This window comes from Caulobacter soli (assembly GCF_011045195.1).
In the GTDB taxonomy this organism is placed as follows: Bacteria; Pseudomonadota; Alphaproteobacteria; order Caulobacterales; family Caulobacteraceae; genus Caulobacter; species Caulobacter soli.
In genome coordinates, this window is sequence record NZ_CP049199.1 from 4,392,219 (window position 1) to 4,410,711 (window position 18,493).

Here is an 18,493-nt window from a genome sequence, read left to right on the forward strand (position 1 = left end):
GGCGCGGCCCCGATCGGGACTAGTACTTGAAGCGGATGCCGAGCTGGACGCGGCGGTCGTTCTTGATCCACGACGAGTCGATCTTCATCGGCTTGGCGCCGGGGGTCAGCTCGGAGTCGCCGAAGACCTGCTGCTGGAAGACCGTCTTGGTGTCGAGGAGGTTGGAGCCGTCCAGCGACACTTCGATGTTGTCGGTGACCTGGTAACGGATCGAGCCGTCCAGGAAGCCCGTCCCCTTCTGATAGATCGGCAGGCCGATGCAGCAGTCGAGGTTGTTGGTCAGGAACGACGAGCGCCAGCTGTAGGCCAGGCGCATGGCGATCGGGCCTTTCTCGTACAGGCCCACCAGGTTGTAGGAGTCGTCGGAGATGCCCGCCAGGCGGTGGCTGTCCATGACCGCCCCGTTGACCTGCAGGCCGCCGCCGAAGGCGACGGTGCCGCCGGCCGCGTAGCCCGGCTGGGTGGCGAGGTTGGAGTTGTTGATCCCGTCCTGCTTGGTGTGGGTGTAGTTGGCCTGGACGCCCAGGCCGTCCCACGGGCTGGGCAGGAAGTCGAAGAAGGTCTGGTAGGCCACTTCGAAGCCGGTCAGTTCGCCGCCGCCGTTGCCGTTACGCGGGCCGCGCACCAGCACGTTCTGGGTCGAGCCGTTGTTGGTGAACGAGCGCAGGAACTCGCCGTAGGCGATGGAGCCGTTCAGCTTCTTGTAGAAGACGTCGAAGGTGAACGAGCTGCTGGGCGTGAAGTAGTGCTCGAAGGCCAGGTCGAACTGGTCGGCGGTGATCGGCCGCAGCGCGCCAAAGCCGGAGTCGGCGTTGAACTGGAAGTTATAACCGGTGACGTTGGCGGCGGTGTGGGCCGCCGTCGGCGAGTTGTAGATCACATAGGGCGAGTCCGGCCCGGTGTTGATGGCCGGGGCCTGGATGGAGACGTAGTTGCGCAGCAGGCCGAAGTCCGGACGCGACAGGGCCCGCGAGGCGGCGAAACGGATGTAGCTCTTCTCGTCGATGCCGAACCGAACATTCAGGCTGGGCAGCCAGTTGTTGTGCTTGCCCGTGAAGTCGTTGTCGGTTCCGCCGGCCTGGCTGAAGTCGCGCAGCGCGTTCGTCACGTAGCAGGCCGGGTTGACGACATTGCCCTGGGTCAGGGGCGTGCCGCAGGGCGTGGCCATGACGGTGGTGTACCAAGTGCTGTTCGGGAAGGCGACGCCGCCCGAGCTGGTGGTCTCGGTCCGCACGAAGCGCACGCCGATATTGCCCTGCACCGTGATCCCGCCAAAGATCGTCTTGTCGTCGCCGCCGAACTTCAGCATCGCGTAGGCCGCCTCGGTCTTCTCCTCGACGTCGACCATTTCCGGATCGATGAAGCAGCCCTCGGTGTTGGTCGTGCGCTGACATAGCGGCGTCCAGGCCATCGGCGAATTGGTGGTCGCCCCGCTCAGCGCCTTGATCAGGCCGTCGTGGTCGGCCAGCGTCGCCTCGCTCAGATAGACCAGCGCGTTGTTCGGGAAGACCTTGCCGTCATAGAAGTTGTCCAGCGTCGTGCTGGTCCAGATGCCGGCGCCGTAGCCCTGGAAGTTGCCGGTCTTGCACGCCGCGCCGCCCGGCGCGGTGGCCGGATAGGGGGCCGGGGTGGAGTTGTCGGCGTTGAAGCCCGGGCCGTTGCAGCCCCAGGGCGGCGCGACCGGCGACCAGTTGTAGGTCGTGTAGCGGACCTTCTGCTTGCGGTCGGCGTAGCGCACCCCGACCTTCAGCGAGCTCAGCCAGCCGCCGTCGTTGAACTCGTACTCGGCGTCGGTGCGCAGGGCCAGTTCCTTGGCGTCGTTGTCCTCGTAGTGGTCCTGGATGAAGAACGGGAAGTAGTTGTGCGGGTTCGACAGGAAGCCCGGCGCGTAGTTCACGTTCGAGCCCGGCTGCAGGGTGATCTGCGGCGTGCCGTCCTTGTTGGTCCGGTACTGGGCGTCGGCCATCGTGCGGTCGGCGACCAGGATGTCGTAGTTGTCGGTGTTGGCCTTGATGTACTGGACGTCGAAATTGGTGTGCAGGCGGTCGTTCACGTCCCACTGCAGATTGGCCGAGAAGTCCCGCGTGCCTTCGCTGTGGTCGAAGTTGCGGGCCTGGTTCTCGACATAGACGCCTTCGCGCTGCGTGGCGCAGCTGGAGCCGGCGCCGCAGTAGTTGACGAAGGGCACGCCCGGCACCGCCGAGCCGCGGTTGATGTTGTCGGCGGTGCTGACGCCCCAGTCGCCGGTCGGCTGGGTCAGGACACCCGACTCCAGCATGCCGTCGGCGCCGAACGTGAAGGCCGGCGAGCCCTGGGCCGGGGCGATATAGGCGGTCGTCTGCGGCGAGAAGGCCGGCGCGGCCCACAGGCCGAACAGCACGATGTTGCTGCTGCGCTCCAGCCAGGCGTTCTTGTACTTGGAGTCGTTGTACTGGGCCTTAAAGCGGACGGTGGCGTCGTTGTTCTCGTACTGGAAGGCCAGGGCCGTGCCCTTGCGGACCCGGTCGTACTTGACCTGCGAGTAGTTCACCTGGTCGGGCATGTAGGCCCAGCTGGAGCCGCCGTAGGGGTTGGCCGTACAGGGGATCGAACCGTCGGCGTTGACGATGACGTTGCCGGCGCCATCCTTGTAGCCGGCCGAGCAGAACGTGCCGATGCGCTGCATCACCACGCCTTCGGTCTGGGTCAGCACGTGGGAATAGGCGTAGTCGGCCATGATGCCGATGCGGCCGAAGTCGACGTCCCAGTTCTTGCTGATGATGCCGGAATATTCGTAGGTGACCTTGTCGGAGCGGTCGCCGTAGTTGGCCTTGCCCGACAGCGAGATCACCTGGTCCTTGCTGTCGAACGGCAGGCGGGTGCGCAGGTTTACCGTGCCGGCGATGCCGCCCTCGATCATCTCGGCCGTCTGGTTCTTGTAGCTGTCGACGCCGGCCATCAGCTCGGGCGAGATGTCGTTGAAGTTCAGGCCGCGCGCGGCGTCGGCCGAGAAGCTGTCGCGGCCGTTGAACTCGGTGCGCACCTGGGTCAGGCCGCGGATCAGCACCCCGGCCGGCTCGGCCGAGAAGTGCGAGCTGTCGTCGCTGGACTGCAGGCGGGACACCGTGATGCCCGGCACGCGCTGCAGCGCCTCGGCGACCGACTTGTCGGGGAAGGCGCCGATGTCGGTGGCGGTGATCGAGTCGACCACGGTGTCGGCGTTCTTCTTGATCTGCTGCGAGGTTTCCAGCGACCGGCGCACGCCGACGACGACGACCTCGTCGACCGTGGCGGCGGCGTCCTTTTCCTGGGCGAAGGCCGGCGCGGCCGCGCCCATCGCGGCGCCGACGCTGACCAGCGCGACCAGCGAAACGCCGCCGCGCAGCAGGGCCTTGTGCCCCCCATGGCCGAAGGCGCGGCTGAAAGTGAACTTGCTCATCCCGTTCTCCCTGATTTTCTTGCCCGCGCCTTGGTCGCGCGGGATTTTTTGATGAAGCCGCGCCGCCCTTCCCCGAGCGTCGCGGGACCCCTGCGTTCTCGGCCTCGCCCGCGCCCCTCGGATTGCCCCCGGGACCGCGTCGAACCGTGAATTTCGTTGGATGACTTGGGTGTCGCGCGGCGCGCGGCCGGCTTCGACACGATGAGCGCCCGATCCCCCGACCGAGTCGCTCGCGGGGCGCCTGGCCCCTGATCCCCTCCCCTCCTCTTCGTCGCGGCGTTCGCCGTTATCCGTTCCGCCGCGAGCGCCTCCCCCCTCGGGGTCGGCCCTCGCAAGATTTGCGGCGCCGAACGCTTCGACAAGGGCGCGGATAGGCTCTCGCGCACCGGTCAATCGCTCGACTTGCGCAATCTTGCGTTCTTTTGCGTCGAGCGCAATAGCGTTGTTTTGCGAAATTTTACACAGTTACCGGTAACTTTCCGGCGAAATGATAGGTTGTTGTATTTTTGAAACGACGAAAGCGCGATCCAAGACCTTGCGGCGACCTTCAGTTTACGCAATTCTTGCGCAAATCCACAAGGAGACGAGGGTGCAGACGATTCGAACGACGCGCACGCAAGCTTTGCCCCACCCTGTCTCAGGACGCGGGCGACGGCTCGACGGGCGCGCGGCCAGGATCACGGATGAACAAAGCGCTGACCGCCGCCAGGGCGAAGGCCCCCGCCGCCAGGGCCAAGGCCAGGATCGCCTCCCCCTTGAACAGACGTCCGACCAGCGGACCCAGCACGACGGCGGCGATCAGCTGGGGCAGCACCAGGAACAGGTTATGGATGCCCATATAGACGCCCATCTTGTGCGGCGGCACGGCGCTGGACAGCATGGCGTAGGGGGCCGACAGGATCGAGGCCCAGGCGATCCCGATCCCGACGATCGGCAGCCACAGCAGGGCCGGATCGTCGATCAGCACGAACCCCAGGAAGCCCACCGCGCCCAGGGCCAGGCACAGGGCGTGGCTGGCGCGCAAGCCGATCCGTCCGACCAAGGTCGGCAGCAGCAGGGCCATCAGGGCGGCCACGCCGTTGTAGCCGGCGAACAGCACCCCCACCCAGTCGGCGCCCTGGTTGTAGGCCGCCGAGGCCGGATCGGTCGCGCCATAGTGCCGGGCGGTCACCGCCGGGGTGGTGTAGATCCACATGGCGAACAGTCCGAACCAGGTGAAGAACTGCACCACCGCCAGGCGGATCAGCACCCCCGGCATGTGCAGCATGTCCTCGACCACCTCCAGCACGCCCAGCGAGGCGCGGCCCTGGCGGCGCAACCAGGTGGCGGCCAGCTGGGCGGCGCCGAAGGCGGTGGCGAAGCCGGCCAGCACATAGATCTCGCGCGCCCAGTCGCTCATGAAGGCCAGGGCGCAGGCGACCAGGCCGACGATCGTCCACAGCGCTCCGCTCTTGAGCATCAGGGCCGCGCCCTCGGCGCTGGGCTTGCGGTGCTCCGGCGGGACGCGCGCGCCGTCGGCCAGGGTCTCGGGCGGATGCTCGCGGGTGGTGAACACCGTCCACATCACCGCCGCCAGCAGGGTGACCCCGCCCAGGTAGAACGCGGTGTGGACCGAGCGCGGCAGATGGCCCGGCGCGGCCTGGCCCGAGACCCCGAACCAGTGGGTCAGCACCCACGGCAGGGCCGAGGCGAACACCGCCCCCGCCCCGATGAAGAACACCTGCATGGCGAAGCCGGTGGTGCGCTGGTCTTCCGGCAGGGTGTCGGCGACGAAGGCCCGGAACGGCTCCATGGCCACGTTGATCGAGGCGCTCAGCACCCACAGCATCAGGCTGGCGGTCAGCACGCTGGAGGCGTTGGGCATCAGGAACAACGACACGGCCGTCAGGATCGAGCCGTAGAACAGATAGGGCCGCCGCCGGCCCAGGCGCCCCCAAGTGCGGTCGCTCAGATGCCCGATGATCGGCTGGACCAGCAGGCCCGTGGCCGGGGCGGCGATCCACAGAATGGCCAGTTCGTTGACGTCGGCGCCCAGGGTCTGGAAGATTCGGCTGGTGTTGCCGTTCTGCAGGCCCCAGACGATCTGCACCCCGAACAGACCGCAGCACATGTTCCAGATCTGGAAGAAAGACAGGCGCGCCTTGGTCACGCGGCGCGGGTCCGGAACGGCCCGGCGAAGTCTTGGCGCTTGCCTTGCAAAGCCTTCCCTTCGAAGTGCATTAAGGTGAAGAACGTGGTTCTCCTGACAGTATCTGGACGCAATGGGCAGCGGTAGCAACAACAGCACCACGCTGGATGATCTGGCGAAGCTGTCGGGCGTTTCCGCCTCGACCGTGTCGCGGGCGCTCAACGACCATCCGTCCATCAGCACCCGCACCAAGCAGCGGATCTGGGCGCTGGCCAAGGCGCACGACTATCCATTTCGCCGCTACATGCCGGCCGGGCCGATCGGGTCGGAGGGCTCGATCGCCATCGTCACCCCGCGCACCCACGGTCGCCCCCTGCCGCTGTCGCACCCGTTCTTCCTGGAGCTGCTGGCCAGCATCGGCGAGGCGGCGCGCGACCGGGGCTGCGACTTCACCGTCAGCCACACCTCGCCGGCCAGCTATGACGACCTGCTGACCGTCACCACCACCAGCCGCGCCAACGGCGTGATCTTCCTGGGCCAGAGCAATCTGCACGAGGCGTTCAACCAGCTGGCCGGCGCCGACGCGCGCTTCGCGGTCTGGGGCGCCCAGCTGCCCGGACAGAAATACTGCTCGATCGGCTCGGACAATCTGCTGGGCGGACGGCGGGCGACGCTGCATCTGGCGCGCCTGGGCCGCAAGCGCATCGTCTTCCTCGGCGAGACCGAGCCCGAGGCGATGCAGCGCCGGGCCGGCTATCTGGAGGCCCTCAAGGAAAGCGGGCTCGAGGCCGATCCGGCCCTGATCTGCCCCGTCGATTTCGAGCTGGAATCGGCCGAGGCCGCCGTCCACACCCTGGTGCGCCGCAAGGTGGCCTTCGACGCCATCTTCGCCTCCAGCGACCTGATCGCCCTGGGCGCCATCCGCGCCTTGCGCCGGGCCGGCATGCGGGTGCCCGAAGACGTCTCGGTGGTCGGCTATGACGACATGCTGCTGAGCCGGCTGTCCACCCCCGCCCTCAGCACCATCAAGCAGGACACCTACAAGGCCGGCCGCCTGCTGGTGGCCCGGGTGCTGGACGCCGACGGCGACCACCGCCCCGAGCGCCTGTCGACCGACCTGATCGTGCGGGAAAGCTGCGGGGCCTGAGGCGACACCGCGCGCCCATCCGAAATGACAAGGGCTGAAGGCCTCGCGTATCGGCCGACACACGTCTGAAACATTGCGTCGGTTTCGCACGGCCCTGCTTATCGGCGTCGATACGCAGTAGCCATCCGCCAGCCATGGCGGCGCTCTAGGCAAGAACGGCACGCATCACAGGCCGTTCATGTCCCGCAAACTTCTCGCCACGGCCGCCCTGGCCCCCCTGCTGATCTGTGGAGGAAAGGCCGTCGCCGAAACCCAGGTGACGAGCGGCTCGCGCACCACGCCGATCGCCACCTCGACGGCCGCGTCCGGAACCGCCGACGACGTCACGATCACCAGCGACGGCGCGATCACCCTGAGCAGCGCCGGCGCGATCGCCACGCTCGACAGCAACAACACCCTGACCAACACGGGGACCCTGACCAGCACGGGCGTCGACGACTCGATCGGGGTGCTGGTGCTGGGGGGCCATACGGGCACGCTGCTCAACAGCGCGGCGATCAACCTGGGCGAGGACTACACCTACACCGACGACGACGGTGACGGCGACTATGACGGCCCGTTCGCCAAGGGCGCCGGCAAGTACGGTATCCGCGTGACCGGAACCGATCCGTTCGTCGGAACGATCACCAACGACGCGACCGGCTCGATCGTCATCAAGGGCAACAGTTCGTCGGGCATCAGCCTGGAAGCGCCCCTGACGGGTTCGCTGCTCAACAGCGGCTCGATCACCATCACCGGCGACAACAGCTACGGTATCCGCACCACCGGGACGATCAGCGGCGGCCTGACCACCAACGGCTCGATCAGCGTGCTGGGCGGCGGCAGCGTCGGCCTGGCGGTCGACGGCGACGTCGGCGGGGCTGTCGTCATCCAGGGCTCGGTCTATTCCACGGGCTACCGGGTCACCACGCGCTACACCGACCCGGCCGAAGAGGCCAAGCTGGACGCCGACGACCTGCTGCAGGGCGGCGGGGCGGTGAAGATCACCGCCAACGTGGCCGGCGGCGTGCTGCTGGACGCCCCGCCCGTCGACACCAACAGCGACACCTCCGACGACGAGGACGGCGACGGCGTCACCGACAGCGCCGAAGGCACCGCCGCCGTCACCGCCTACGGCTCGGCCCCGGCTTTGCTGATCGGCTCGAACACCCAGGCCGTGACCGTGGGCGCGGTGGGAACGGGCGACAGCGCCTACGGCCTGATCATCCGGGGCACGGTGACCGCGGCCGGCGTCCACGACGGGATCAGCGCCACCGGCGTGCAGCTGGGCGGCGACGCGGGGCTGTCGACGGTCATCACCGGCGGGGTCAAGCTGACCAACGTGATCACCGCCAGCGCCTACGAGGGCGACGCGGTGGGGCTGAAGCTGAACGCCGGCGCCGTGGCCGACACCCTGTGGAACACCGGCTCACTCAGCGCCTCGGTCGTGGGCGACACCGCCGTCACCGCCAAGGCCCTGAGCATCGCGGCCGGCGCCAGCATGACCAGCGTCACCAACGCCGGCACGATCTCGGCCACCGTCTCGGGCGAGGGCGGCTCGTCCTGGGCCATCATCGACGAGAGCGGCGGGCTGAAGACCATCACCAACACCGGCAAGATCACCGCCTATGTGATCCCCACCGACGACATCTACGACACCGACGACGCCGACACCGACGCCAGCAACGAGGTGATCCACGGGATGGCCACGGCCATCGACCTGTCGAAGAACACCACCGGCGTGACCATCGTCCAGACCGGGGTCAACGACGGCGACGACGGAGCCGACGGCGTGGCCGACGCCGACGCGGACGGCGATGGCGTGGACGACGCGGACGAGCCGCTGATCCGCGGCCGCGTGATCCTGGGCTCGGGCGCCGACACCCTGTCGATCCTGAACGGCGGCCTGATCGGCGATGTCTGGTTCGGCGACGGGGCCGACAAGCTGACCATCGACGGCACCGGCTATCTGATCGGCGCCCTGCACGACAGCGACGGCCTGCTGGACATCAAGGTCGGAAACGGCAGCCTGGCCATCACCAACGCCGAGACGATCAAGGCCACCAGCCTGACCCTGGGCGCCCAAAGCACCACGCTGTTCACGATCGACCCCACGGCGGAGACCCAGACCAAGCTGGTGGTCGACACCGCGACGATCGAATCCGGCGCCACCCTGGGCCTGTCCTTCAAGAGCCTGCTGACCGCGCCCGCGACCTACACCGTGATCCAGGCCGGCAACCTGACCGCCGGCACGATCAACCAGGACCTGCTGGGCCACACCTCGTACCTGTACGTCGCCAACGCCTACGCCTCGGGCAATGACGTCGACATCGACGTGCGGCGGCGCACGGCGGCCGAGGCCTCGATGTCGCGCAGCGAGGCCAGCGCCTATGACGCGGTGTTCGCGGCCCTGTCCAACAACACCACGATCGCCAGCGCCTTCCTGAACCAGAGCACCCACGACGGCTTCTTCAACCTCTACGACCAGATGCTGCCCAGCCAGGGCGAGGGCCTGTTCTCGGCCCTGCAGACCGTGCAGCAGCAGATCTCGGCGGCCACCGCCAACCGTCCCGACCTCGGCGACCGCTACGGCCCCGACAGCGTCTGGGTGCAGGAGATCAACGCCCTGGTCCGCCGCGAGGACGGCGACACGCAAGGCTCCGACACCCAGGCCGTGGGCATGGTCGCCGGCTATGAGGCCATGGGCGACGCCGGCGGGGCGCTGGGCGTCACCCTGGCGGCGGTCAGCCTGGAAGAACACGACACCGTGGCCAAGGCCGGCGAGAAGACCACCGCCTCGATCCTGCAGGCCGGGGTCTATTGGCGCCGCTCGGTTGGTGGCTGGCGGTTCAATCTCGGCGGCGGACTGGGCTACAGCCGCTTCAACGGCGACCGCGCCTTCCTGGCCGGCGACATCGACGGCGACGGCGTGGCCGACGCCAAGGTCACCAACACCGCCGCCTGGAACGGCATGACCGCCAACGCCTTCGCGGGGCTGGCCTACGAGGCTCGGCTGGGCGACGTCTATCTGCGGCCCGAGGGTCGGCTGGACTATGTCTGGCTGTGGGAAGGCGAGCGCAAGGAGCACGGCGGCGGCTCGGGTTTCGACCTGACCGTGGCCTCGCGCCAAGCCGACAATCTCAGCGGCGACTTCGGCCTGGTCCTGGGCAAGCAGTACGGCAAGGACCTGTGGGTGCGGCCCGAGCTGAGGGTCGGCTACCGCCAGACCCTGGCCGGGGCCATGGGCGACACCGTCGCCAACTTCGCGGGCGGGACGCCCTTCACCCTGGCGGCCTCGGACGACAAGAACGGCGCGGTGACCCTGGGCTTCGCCCTGCGGGCCGGCTCGGCCCTGTCCTACATCGCCTTCGAAGGCGGCGCCGAGGCCTCGCGCAAACAGACCAAGTACACCGCTCGGCTGACCGGAAGGGCGATGTTCTAGATGGCTGCCTCCTCCCCCATGAAGCGCCCCATCTCCGCCTTCCCGGCGAAGGCCGGGACCCAGATTTATCGGGAGCGACTGGTGGGCTTCACCTGGGCCCCGGCCGGAGTTCATCCTGAGGCGCGCGCTTCGCGCGACCTGAGGGCGGGGGAGACGGGGAAAATTCCACGAGTCCGAATGGAGGGGCGAACATGCTGAGCTCCGTGGAAAAGCGCATCCTGGTCCTCGACAGCGATCCCGTCGCCCGCCACGACATGAGCGGCCTGCTCGGCGGCTACGGCCTGACCGCGCTGGAGGCCGGCAGCTTCCGCGAGATGGAGCAGATCCTGCGCGAGACCCAGATCAATCTGGTGATGCTGGACATGATGCTGCCCGACGCCTCGAGCCTGTCGGTCTGCTCGCGCCTGCTCAGCCTGCCCTCGCCGCCCGCGATCATGATGGTCTCGGATTCCGGCGAGGAATGCGACGTGGTGGTCGGGCTGGAGCTGGGCGCCGACGACTACGTGGTCAAACCCTACCGCCCGCGCGAGTTGCTGGCCCGGGTCAAGGCGGTGCTGCGCCGCCACGACGACATCCGTCCCGAGGAACATATCCGCGAGGCTCCCGAAGCCTACGGTTTCGACGGCTGGCGACTGAACGTCGTCACCCAGGAGCTGTTCGACCCGCGCGGCGTCCCGGTGTCGCTGTCGACCGCCGAGTTCCTGGTTCTGTGGGCCCTGGTCGACCGCCCCAACCAGGTGCTGACCCGCGACGAGTTGCGACAGGGTCCGCCCGACGCCCATTCGCGCCCGGCACCGCAACAGGTCAACGTCGCCATCAGCCGCCTGCGCAGCAAGCTCGACCGCATCGAGGGCGGCGCCCACCTGATCCGCACCGTGCGCCACGTGGGCTACATTTTCGCGACGCGGGTGGAACGGGTTCAGGACTGAGGGGAACCTAAGCCGCCGCCCGCGCCGGCCGGTACTGCGCCGCATCCGTCACGTACTCCGCATGCCCGTACCGCACGAGCAGCGCGCGCACCCGGCGCTCCAGCGTCGCGTCGGCGACCTCGCGCAGGCCGGGGATCCTGTCGGCCGCCTTGAACGCCGTCATCCGGCCGATCACCGCCAGGGCCACGGCCACATAGACCAGGCGGTCGGCCGCTCCGACCTCGATCCCCATCCGCGCCGCCGCCGCTTGGTCGCCGTTCATGAAGTGGCGCAGGAAGAAGGCCTTGGCGAAGCGACGCTCGATGCGGTCGTGCAGGCGGTTGGCCGGCGAGCGGTCGGGCGGCAGATAGGCGGCGAGGGTGGCGCGGATCAGCGCGCCGCAGGTCTCGTCGTCGAAGCCCTGGCGCAGGGTGGAGTTGCGGGCGGTCATGATCCGCACCACGCCCTCGGGCGTGTCGGCCAGCAGGTCCTGGGGCAGGCCCAGCAGGAAGCAGCGATAGCGCGCCAGTTCGACCTTGGCCCGCTCCTCGCGGGTGAAGTTGCGGCGGCCCTTTCGGATCATCGCGAACGACATCAGGAACACCGGGATCAGCCCGGCCGGCATCTGGTCGACCTGGGGGATCGGCACGCCGTAGACCGACACGTCCCAGCGCCCCGAGCGGATGGCGTTGAACCGCACCATCGAATGCATCAGCCGCACCATGGCGGCGGCCTTGAACCCCGCGCCGTACCGCTCCAGCGCGCCGGGCAGCACGGTGGTGGCGAAGAAGGTCGCCGTCTCGTTGACCCGGCGGGCGGCAGTGTCGTTGCCGAGCGTCCCGGTCAGGGCCATGGGCAGGGCCGAGTATTTGTTGAGGAAGGTGGCGACGAACGCGCCCCGGATCGCGAACGGCGCCAGGTGGGCCGTGGCGTTGAGGTCCAGCCGCGCCCCCTCGCGCACCAGGTCCATGTCGACCCAGTCGGGCGTGGCCTCCATGTCGGCGAGGAAGGCGGCCAGCTGCGGCGGCGCGTCCGCCACGGCCGCGACCCCATGTTCGCAGGCCAGGGTCAGCATGTCGATCAGCCGGCGAAAGCCGTATTGCGGGATCAGGGCGGCGTAGGCGTCGGCGACGATGTCGCCCAGCATGGTGTAGGCGCGGACGCGGTCGAGATCGTCCTGGGTCACGGCCACGCCCAGCGGCGCGCGGTCGCGCACCACCGCCTTGGCGGGATCGGCCGTGAAGCGCTCGGGCGTGGCGTCGAAGTCGACCGCGCCGTACAGCGCCGGCAGCAGGGTCTTCTGCGACGCCACCTTGGCGCGGACCTGGTCGATGGAGAGGCTCATGGGCGCTCCTTGTTCGGGATCCCTGATGGATCCTGGTGTCGACCTGAAGGTTATGTAAGCATTGCTCACATTCCTACTCGCCTTCCCCCGCAAGGGCCGACGGGTCGCCGAGGATCTCGCAAGTGGCTGAAAGACAACGCAGAACGCCGCGCCAGGCTCGGGCCGAGAGCACGATCGACGCCATCCTGGACGCGACCTTTCAACTTCTCGAGGCCGACGGCGCGACCAGGCTGACCACCAACCACATCGCCGAGCGGGCCGGGGTCAGCATTGGCACGCTCTACCAATATTTCGGCGGCAAACAGGACATCCTGGCCGCCGTGGCCCAGCGCCGGGCGGCGGCGGTGCGCGACGCCATCGCCCAGACCCTGATCGACCGCCCGGAGATCGGCAGCGTGCGGGCCATCGTCCGGGCCCTGATGAACGGCGTCGAGGGCTCGCCCGCCACCCGCCAGGTGCTGTTCGACGCGTTGTTCCGGCAGAGCCAGGACGGCATGCTGGCGCACCATCACCAGGCCTTTCTGGCCTCGATCGCCGGCAGGGCGCGGCTGGAGATCGCCCTGACCAACGAGTCGGCCTTCGTCCTGACCCACGCCGTCATCGGCCTGCTGCGGGCGGCGGCGGCCGAGCCGGACCTGGGCCTCGACCCCGCCCTCCTCGAGGACGAACTGGTGCGGATGATGGAGGCCTATGTGGCGGCCCTGGCGACGGCGTGACCGTGATCTGACCGGCCCCCAACCCAACACATGAGCAGTAATGTTTCGATCGGTTACAGTAATGTTTCAGAGCGATACAAATTTATATCGAAACAGGCCTTCGAAACTTTGAAAAACGGCCCAACCGCGACGCTTCGCCCATGGCGAAGGTCCCGGCCGCGCCTTATTTTGACTGCATGCTGACCGCCATGACTCAACCCGCGCTTTCCGACACCGCCACGGTTCTTCTAGTCGAGGACGACGATGTCCTGCGCCAGGAAATGGCCGGCTATCTGGGCGGCCAGGGCTATGTCGTGCGCCAGGCCGCCGACGTCGCCGCCGCCCGCGAGGTGATGGAGACGCGGCCCGTCGACGTGCTGGTGCTGGACGTCAACCTGCCCGGCGAGAACGGCCTGTCGCTGTGCCGCCAGGTCTCGGGGACCAACGGTCCGGCCATCCTGCTGCTCAGCGCCCTGGGCGATCCGGTCGACCGCATCGTCGGGCTGGAGCTGGGCGCCGACGACTATGTGGTCAAGCCGATCCCGCCGCGCGAGCTGCTGGCCCGGGTCAAGGCCCTGCTGCGCCGCCGGGCCGGGGGCGCGGGGCCGCGCACCGACGTGCGCCTGTTCGCCGGCTTCAAGCTGGACGTCGCCGCCCGCCAGCTGACCGCGCCCAACGGCGTGCTGCTGCTGCTGACGCCCGGCGAATTCACGATCCTGTCGACCCTGGCCGACCACGCCCGCTCGGTGGTGTCGCGCGACGAACTGCTGACCATCATCGCCGGCGAGACGGTCGAGAACCTGGGCCGCCGCGTCGACCTGCACATCAGCCGCCTGCGCCGCAAGATCGAGGCCCAGTCGGACCAGCCGCTGATCCGCACCTATCGGGGCATGGGCTACATGCTGGACGCCAAGGTCACGGCGGAATGACAGCCCGGGGGGGCTTTCTGAAGCGGTGGCCCAGCCCGCCGATCGCCGTGCAAATCCTGGCCCTGCTGCTGGCCGCCCTGGTCGTGGCCCAGACGGTGACCCTGGGGCTGACCCTGCTGCTGCCGCCGGCCCCGCCGATGCACCACAGCCTGACCGACATCGCCGCCGGCCTGCGCGGGACCGTGCCGGACGCCGACGGCGACCGGCCGCTGATCCGCACCGTCGAGACCCAGCCGCCCAGCCTGCAGAGCCCCGGCTGGGTGGCTTCCGAACCGGCCAGCGCCGACCTGGCCCGCCTGCTGAACGCGCCGCGCGAGAACGTCCGCCTGCTGTTCTACGCCCCGCCGCCGTTCGCGGGCGCGGAGAGCCGCCGTCCCGGCCATCCGCCGCTGGCCCTGCTGTTCACGACCTATGCCGAGGCCCAGACCCTGCCGCCGGGCCCCGGCCCCGGCGGCGTTGGCATGCGAGGCGGTCGGGGACCGATGGGCTCCGGCATGCGCCAGGGCTTTCCCGACGCGGCGATGCGGGCCGGCGGCGATCCGCGCGGCTTCCGGTCGGGCGATGGCCAGCGGATCTTCAGCTACTCGTCGGCCGCCGCCGAGGCCAATCGGTCGACCAATCCCCTGTTCGCCGCGCCATTCCGCCAGCGGACGATGACCCTGCCCGACTCGCTGCGCGACCCGACCCAGCCGACCGCGCCCCTTGACCCGGTGGCCGACGCCGCAGCGCGCGAGCCGACCCTGAAACCCCCGCCGCCGCCCCAGCCGTTGGCCCCGGCCGCGCCGGTGGTCGAGCCGGTGCGGTCCGCCCCCCACGTCGCCCTGCCCGCTCCGCGCCCCAGCCCGCCCCGGCCCGAGCCCGAGGTCACGGTCGGTCGCCCCCTGACCGCGCCCGTGACCCGCAACCTGTTCGGCCTGGCCCCACCACCGTTCATCGAGGGCGACTTCGTGGCCGCCCTGCGGGTGGGACCCGACCAGTGGGTGACCCTGCGACCCCGGCCCGAGGCCTTCCCCAACAGCTGGCAGCGCCGGGTGCTGATGTGGTTCGCCTTGTCGCTGGCCGTGGTGGCGCCGCTGGGCTGGATCTTCGCCCGCCGCCTGGCCGCGCCCCTGGCCGGCTTCGCCGCCGCCGCCGAGCAGCTGGGCCGCGATCCCGCCTCGCCCGTCATCGTCGCCGACGGTCCCGCCGAGATCGGCCGCGCCGCCCGGGCCTTCAACGCCATGCAGGGACGCCTCAGCCGCTACATCACCGACCGCACCGCGATGATCGGGGCCATCTCGCACGACCTGCGCACGCCCCTGGCCCGCCTGCGCTTCCGGCTGGAGCGCGCCTCGCCCGCCCTGCGCCGCGAGATCGGCCAGGACCTGGACCAGATGGAGGCGATGATCACCTCGGTGCTGGCCTTCATGCGCGAGGACGCCGAGGCCGGCGTGCGCCAGCGGGTCGACCTGCGCTCGCTGCTGGAATGCGTGATCGACGAGGCCGAGGTCACCGGCGCCGACGTCGCCCTGGAGCCGGGCGAGCCGGCCGAGGTCGAGGTCTCGGTGCTGGGCCTGCAGCGGGTGTTCGCCAACCTGGTCGACAATGCGGTCAAGTACGGCGACAGCGCCCGCGTGGCCCTGCATGTCGAGGGCGACGAGACCGTGGTCGAGATCCGCGACCGGGGTCCGGGCCTGGAGGCCGGCGAGCTGGAGCGGGTGTTCACCCCGTTCTACCGCAGCGTCGAGGCCCGCACCTCCAGCAAGCAGGGCGTGGGCCTGGGGCTCAGCTCGGCCCGCTCGATCGTCCGGGCGCATGGCGGGGACATCCAACTGAGCCTGCCGGGCGACGGCTTGCTGGTGCAGGTGCGGTTGCCGCTGGTCGAGGGGGCGGTCGAGGCGGCGCCGGTGCGATTGCAGGCGGCGGAGTAGGATAGCGCGGCGAACACTTGCCCCCTACGGATCGCTTCGCGATCGTCTTCCCCCACAGGGGGAAGAGGCGCGCGCTTTTGGCCTCCGCCCCCTCGCCGCGACAGACCGCGAAGCGGTCAGGTGGGGGCAAGGGGGTGTGATCCCACGCGAAAACCCTAGTTCCCCATCCCATGATCCATGTGCCCGCCCGGCCCATGCGCCTCGGCCGTGCCGCCCAGGCCGTCGGGGATGCCGATCTTGACGTTGGCCATCATGCCCTGGTCCTCGTGGTCGAGGATGTGGCAGTGCAGGACGTATTCGCCGATGTAGCGCTCGTACCGAGTGCGGGTGACGATGTGGTAGTCCTGCTTGACGAACAGGGTGTCCTTCCACTGGTCGATCACCCCCGCGTAGTCGGGATCGAAGTCCGGCGTGCCCGGATCGGTCACCGACTTGCCGGCCTTGTTGACCACGCTGATCACCTGGAATGGATTGACGTGGATGTGGAACGGGTGGGACGCGGCCGTCGAGGTCAGCCGCCACTCCTGCACGTCGCCGATATTGGCCGTGCGGTCGATCCGCGACGGCACGTAGGACCCGCTTTCCTTCGGCTTCAGGGGATTATTGACCTGGAACAGGAAGGTGTCGGGATCCTTCGGATCGCGCATGATGTTGAAGGCCAGCTCCTGCGGCGGGGCGTTGAGCTCGGCCGTGGTGATCGTCGGATGCCAGACGAAGTGCGATAGTCGCAGGTCGTTCTTCAGGTCGGCGACCACCGAGGCCTTGACCTGGGCGTCCGGCACGTTGCGATCGGCGGCGGCGACCATCAGGTCGCGCAGGGCCTTGTCCGGATCGACGCCCGTCGGGCCCGCTCCGACCACCGCCACGCCCAGCAGCTTGATGGCCTCGGCCGCCTGGGTGGGGCTGCCCAGGGCGTCGCTGGCCCCGTCGACGATGCAGTAGTTCCCGGCCGCCGGGAAATAGACCACCAGGTCGGCGCGATAGCCGGGCTGCAGCCGCGTCTCGCTGGTGCGCAACACCTGCGAGCGGGTCAGGCCGTCCAGCGCCACTTCCCACACCGGCAGGGCCGCGCCGGCGCAGTAGGTGCGCATGAAGGCGGCCTGGTCCTTGGCCGGCACGGTGTTCCAGTCGGGCGCGCCGGCCTTCATCGGGAACAGGCGGAAATTGACCGCCTCGCGCACGCCGCCGTGGATCAGCCGCCAGCGCTCGAACCGGCCCGCCTGCAGGCCCGTGACCCCGGGCTGAACCCGGCCGTTGATCGAGGTGAAGCGGCCCGAACCGGCCCAACTGGCGCTAGGGCTAAGCTGTTGTTCATAATCGCGGATCTCGCCGGTCTGGCCGGGATTGCACACCCAGGGCTGGCCGGACTTTACCGGCGAGACCTGGATCTTCCCCTGGGCGTCGAAGCAGGCGTACTGCACCTGCTGGAACATCAGCACCTTGTCGGGAAACGCCTGGCCCTTGTCGTCCTGCAGCAGCACGTCGATGTCGCCTGGCGTGGTCGCCGTGGGCGCGCGGTCGTCGCGGATGATCAGGGCGCCGTCCATGCCGCTGGACACCTGCAGGGCCGTCGAGCCGTGCTTGTGCGGATGGTACCAGAAGGTGCCGGCCGGATGGTCGGAGGGGACATTGTATTCGTACTCGAACGTCACGCCCGGATTGATCGAGATCAGTACGTTGTCGCTGTTGCCCGACGGCGAGACCCACAGGCCGTGGGCGTGCAGGTTGGTGTCGTTGAAGCAGTGGGGCACGTTAACCCCGCCCTCCGGCATCACGCATTTCTCGGGCGGAAGCGGCATGCCGTTCTGGGTCTCGAACAGCTTGTTGGCCAGGCTGATCCGCACCGTCTGGCCCGGGCGCATGGTGATGGTGGGGGCCAGGAAGCGCGTGTTCGGATCGACCGACGAGCCGTGGTACGAGCGCAGCCGCACCTTGTCCTGAGTCAGGGTCCAGGGATTGCGGACCACGCCGTCGGTGAATTCGATCGAGAACTTGTAGAGAATGTTCTGGCGCGGATCGACATAGGTGTCGGCCCCCTGGACCTTTGGCGGCAACGCCTCCAGCGCGCCCGGCCTCGGCCCCGACAGCCTGGGCGGCGAGGCTTCGGCCTCCGGCAAGGCGGCGGGCGGGTTGGCGAAGACGTTGGCGCGGATCGCCTCGGCCGTCGCCGCGGCGCTCGCCTTGGGGGTGTTGGGCGCGGCCTGGGACGGCGTCGCGGCCAGGGCCAGGGCGGCCAGCGAGACCCCCGCCAGGCTCACGGATCGGACGGCGGTTCTGGCGTGGGTCTGCATCGTTTCGCCCCTTCGTTCACGGCCAAATTCGGGGCCAGGCGACGCCTTGTCGCCCGATCCTCGACGGCTGGATGCCTTGGTTGAGAAATTCAACAAAACATCTCTTGCGCGAACTATTGCGCATCGCGCTCCGGTTGAAAAGGCATAGCTTCAACACCCAGGCGACAAGCCCGCGCGGCGAGGAGTCCGGACGTCCGCTCAACCCTGGTTTTGTCCAGCGCTGTCTTGACGAGACCTAAATAACGATGTTACCGCTACCTCATACGGAATTGCCGGAACGATTTAACTACCGGCAAACCGC

At 68.8% G+C, this 18,493-nt stretch carries 10 protein-coding genes; 6 read left to right on the forward strand and 4 right to left on the reverse strand.

The features are described from left to right. Positions 1 to 19: 19 nt before the first annotated feature. Together G3M62_RS20420 and G3M62_RS20425 are read right to left on the reverse strand one after the other, a co-directional pair. Entirely contained in the window at positions 20 to 3,418 is a 3,399-nt protein-coding gene (locus G3M62_RS20420) for a TonB-dependent receptor (RefSeq protein WP_165190360.1), read from the reverse strand. Between the two features lie 637 nt (positions 3,419 to 4,055). Then, the gene (locus tag G3M62_RS20425; RefSeq protein ID WP_246263353.1) at positions 4,056 to 5,567 is read right to left on the reverse strand and encodes an MFS transporter; all 1,512 of its coding nucleotides are present in this window, start codon (positions 5,565 to 5,567) and stop codon (positions 4,056 to 4,058) included. Positions 5,568 to 5,679: 112 nt separating this feature from the next. Between G3M62_RS20425 and G3M62_RS20430 the strand changes: the two genes are divergently transcribed. The 3 genes from G3M62_RS20430 to G3M62_RS20440 all read left to right on the forward strand — a co-directional run bounded on the left by G3M62_RS20430 (position 5,680) and on the right by G3M62_RS20440 (position 11,043). Then, the gene (locus G3M62_RS20430; RefSeq protein ID WP_165190362.1) at positions 5,680 to 6,693 is read left to right on the forward strand and encodes a LacI family DNA-binding transcriptional regulator; all 1,014 of its coding nucleotides are present in this window, start codon (positions 5,680 to 5,682) and stop codon (positions 6,691 to 6,693) included. 178 nt (positions 6,694 to 6,871) lie between these two features. Beyond that, positions 6,872 to 10,114: an autotransporter outer membrane beta-barrel domain-containing protein gene (locus G3M62_RS20435; protein WP_165190364.1), complete on the forward strand. Its 3,243-nt coding sequence runs from the start codon at positions 6,872 to 6,874 to the stop codon at positions 10,112 to 10,114. Between the two features lie 191 nt (positions 10,115 to 10,305). Continuing rightward, positions 10,306 to 11,043: a response regulator gene (locus G3M62_RS20440; RefSeq protein ID WP_165190366.1), complete on the forward strand. Its 738-nt coding sequence runs from the start codon at positions 10,306 to 10,308 to the stop codon at positions 11,041 to 11,043. Positions 11,044 to 11,050: 7 nt separating this feature from the next. Here G3M62_RS20440 and G3M62_RS20445 read toward each other — a convergent pair whose 3' ends face one another. Continuing rightward, positions 11,051 to 12,367 (reverse strand): oxygenase MpaB family protein, encoded by a 1,317-nt coding sequence (locus G3M62_RS20445; protein WP_165190368.1) that lies wholly within the window; start codon positions 12,365 to 12,367, stop codon positions 11,051 to 11,053. A 122-nt stretch (positions 12,368 to 12,489) separates the two neighbouring features. Between G3M62_RS20445 and G3M62_RS20450 the strand changes: the two genes are divergently transcribed. The 3 genes from G3M62_RS20450 to G3M62_RS20460 all read left to right on the forward strand — a co-directional run bounded on the left by G3M62_RS20450 (position 12,490) and on the right by G3M62_RS20460 (position 15,901). Next, entirely contained in the window at positions 12,490 to 13,083 is a 594-nt protein-coding gene (locus tag G3M62_RS20450; RefSeq protein WP_165190370.1) for a TetR/AcrR family transcriptional regulator, read from the forward strand. A gap of 140 nt (positions 13,084 to 13,223) precedes the next feature. Beyond that, positions 13,224 to 13,991, forward strand: a complete 768-nt coding sequence (locus G3M62_RS20455) for a response regulator (protein ID WP_246263354.1) — start codon at positions 13,224 to 13,226, stop codon at positions 13,989 to 13,991. Beyond that, a complete protein-coding gene (locus tag G3M62_RS20460) occupies positions 13,988 to 15,901 on the forward strand; it encodes a sensor histidine kinase (protein WP_165190372.1) in 1,914 nt (637 codons plus the stop codon). Before G3M62_RS20455 ends, G3M62_RS20460 begins: the two co-directional genes overlap by 4 nt. A gap of 155 nt (positions 15,902 to 16,056) precedes the next feature. Here G3M62_RS20460 and G3M62_RS20465 read toward each other — a convergent pair whose 3' ends face one another. Then, a complete protein-coding gene (locus G3M62_RS20465; protein WP_165190374.1) occupies positions 16,057 to 18,192 on the reverse strand; it encodes a multicopper oxidase family protein in 2,136 nt (711 codons plus the stop codon). Positions 18,193 to 18,493 lie beyond the last annotated feature (301 nt).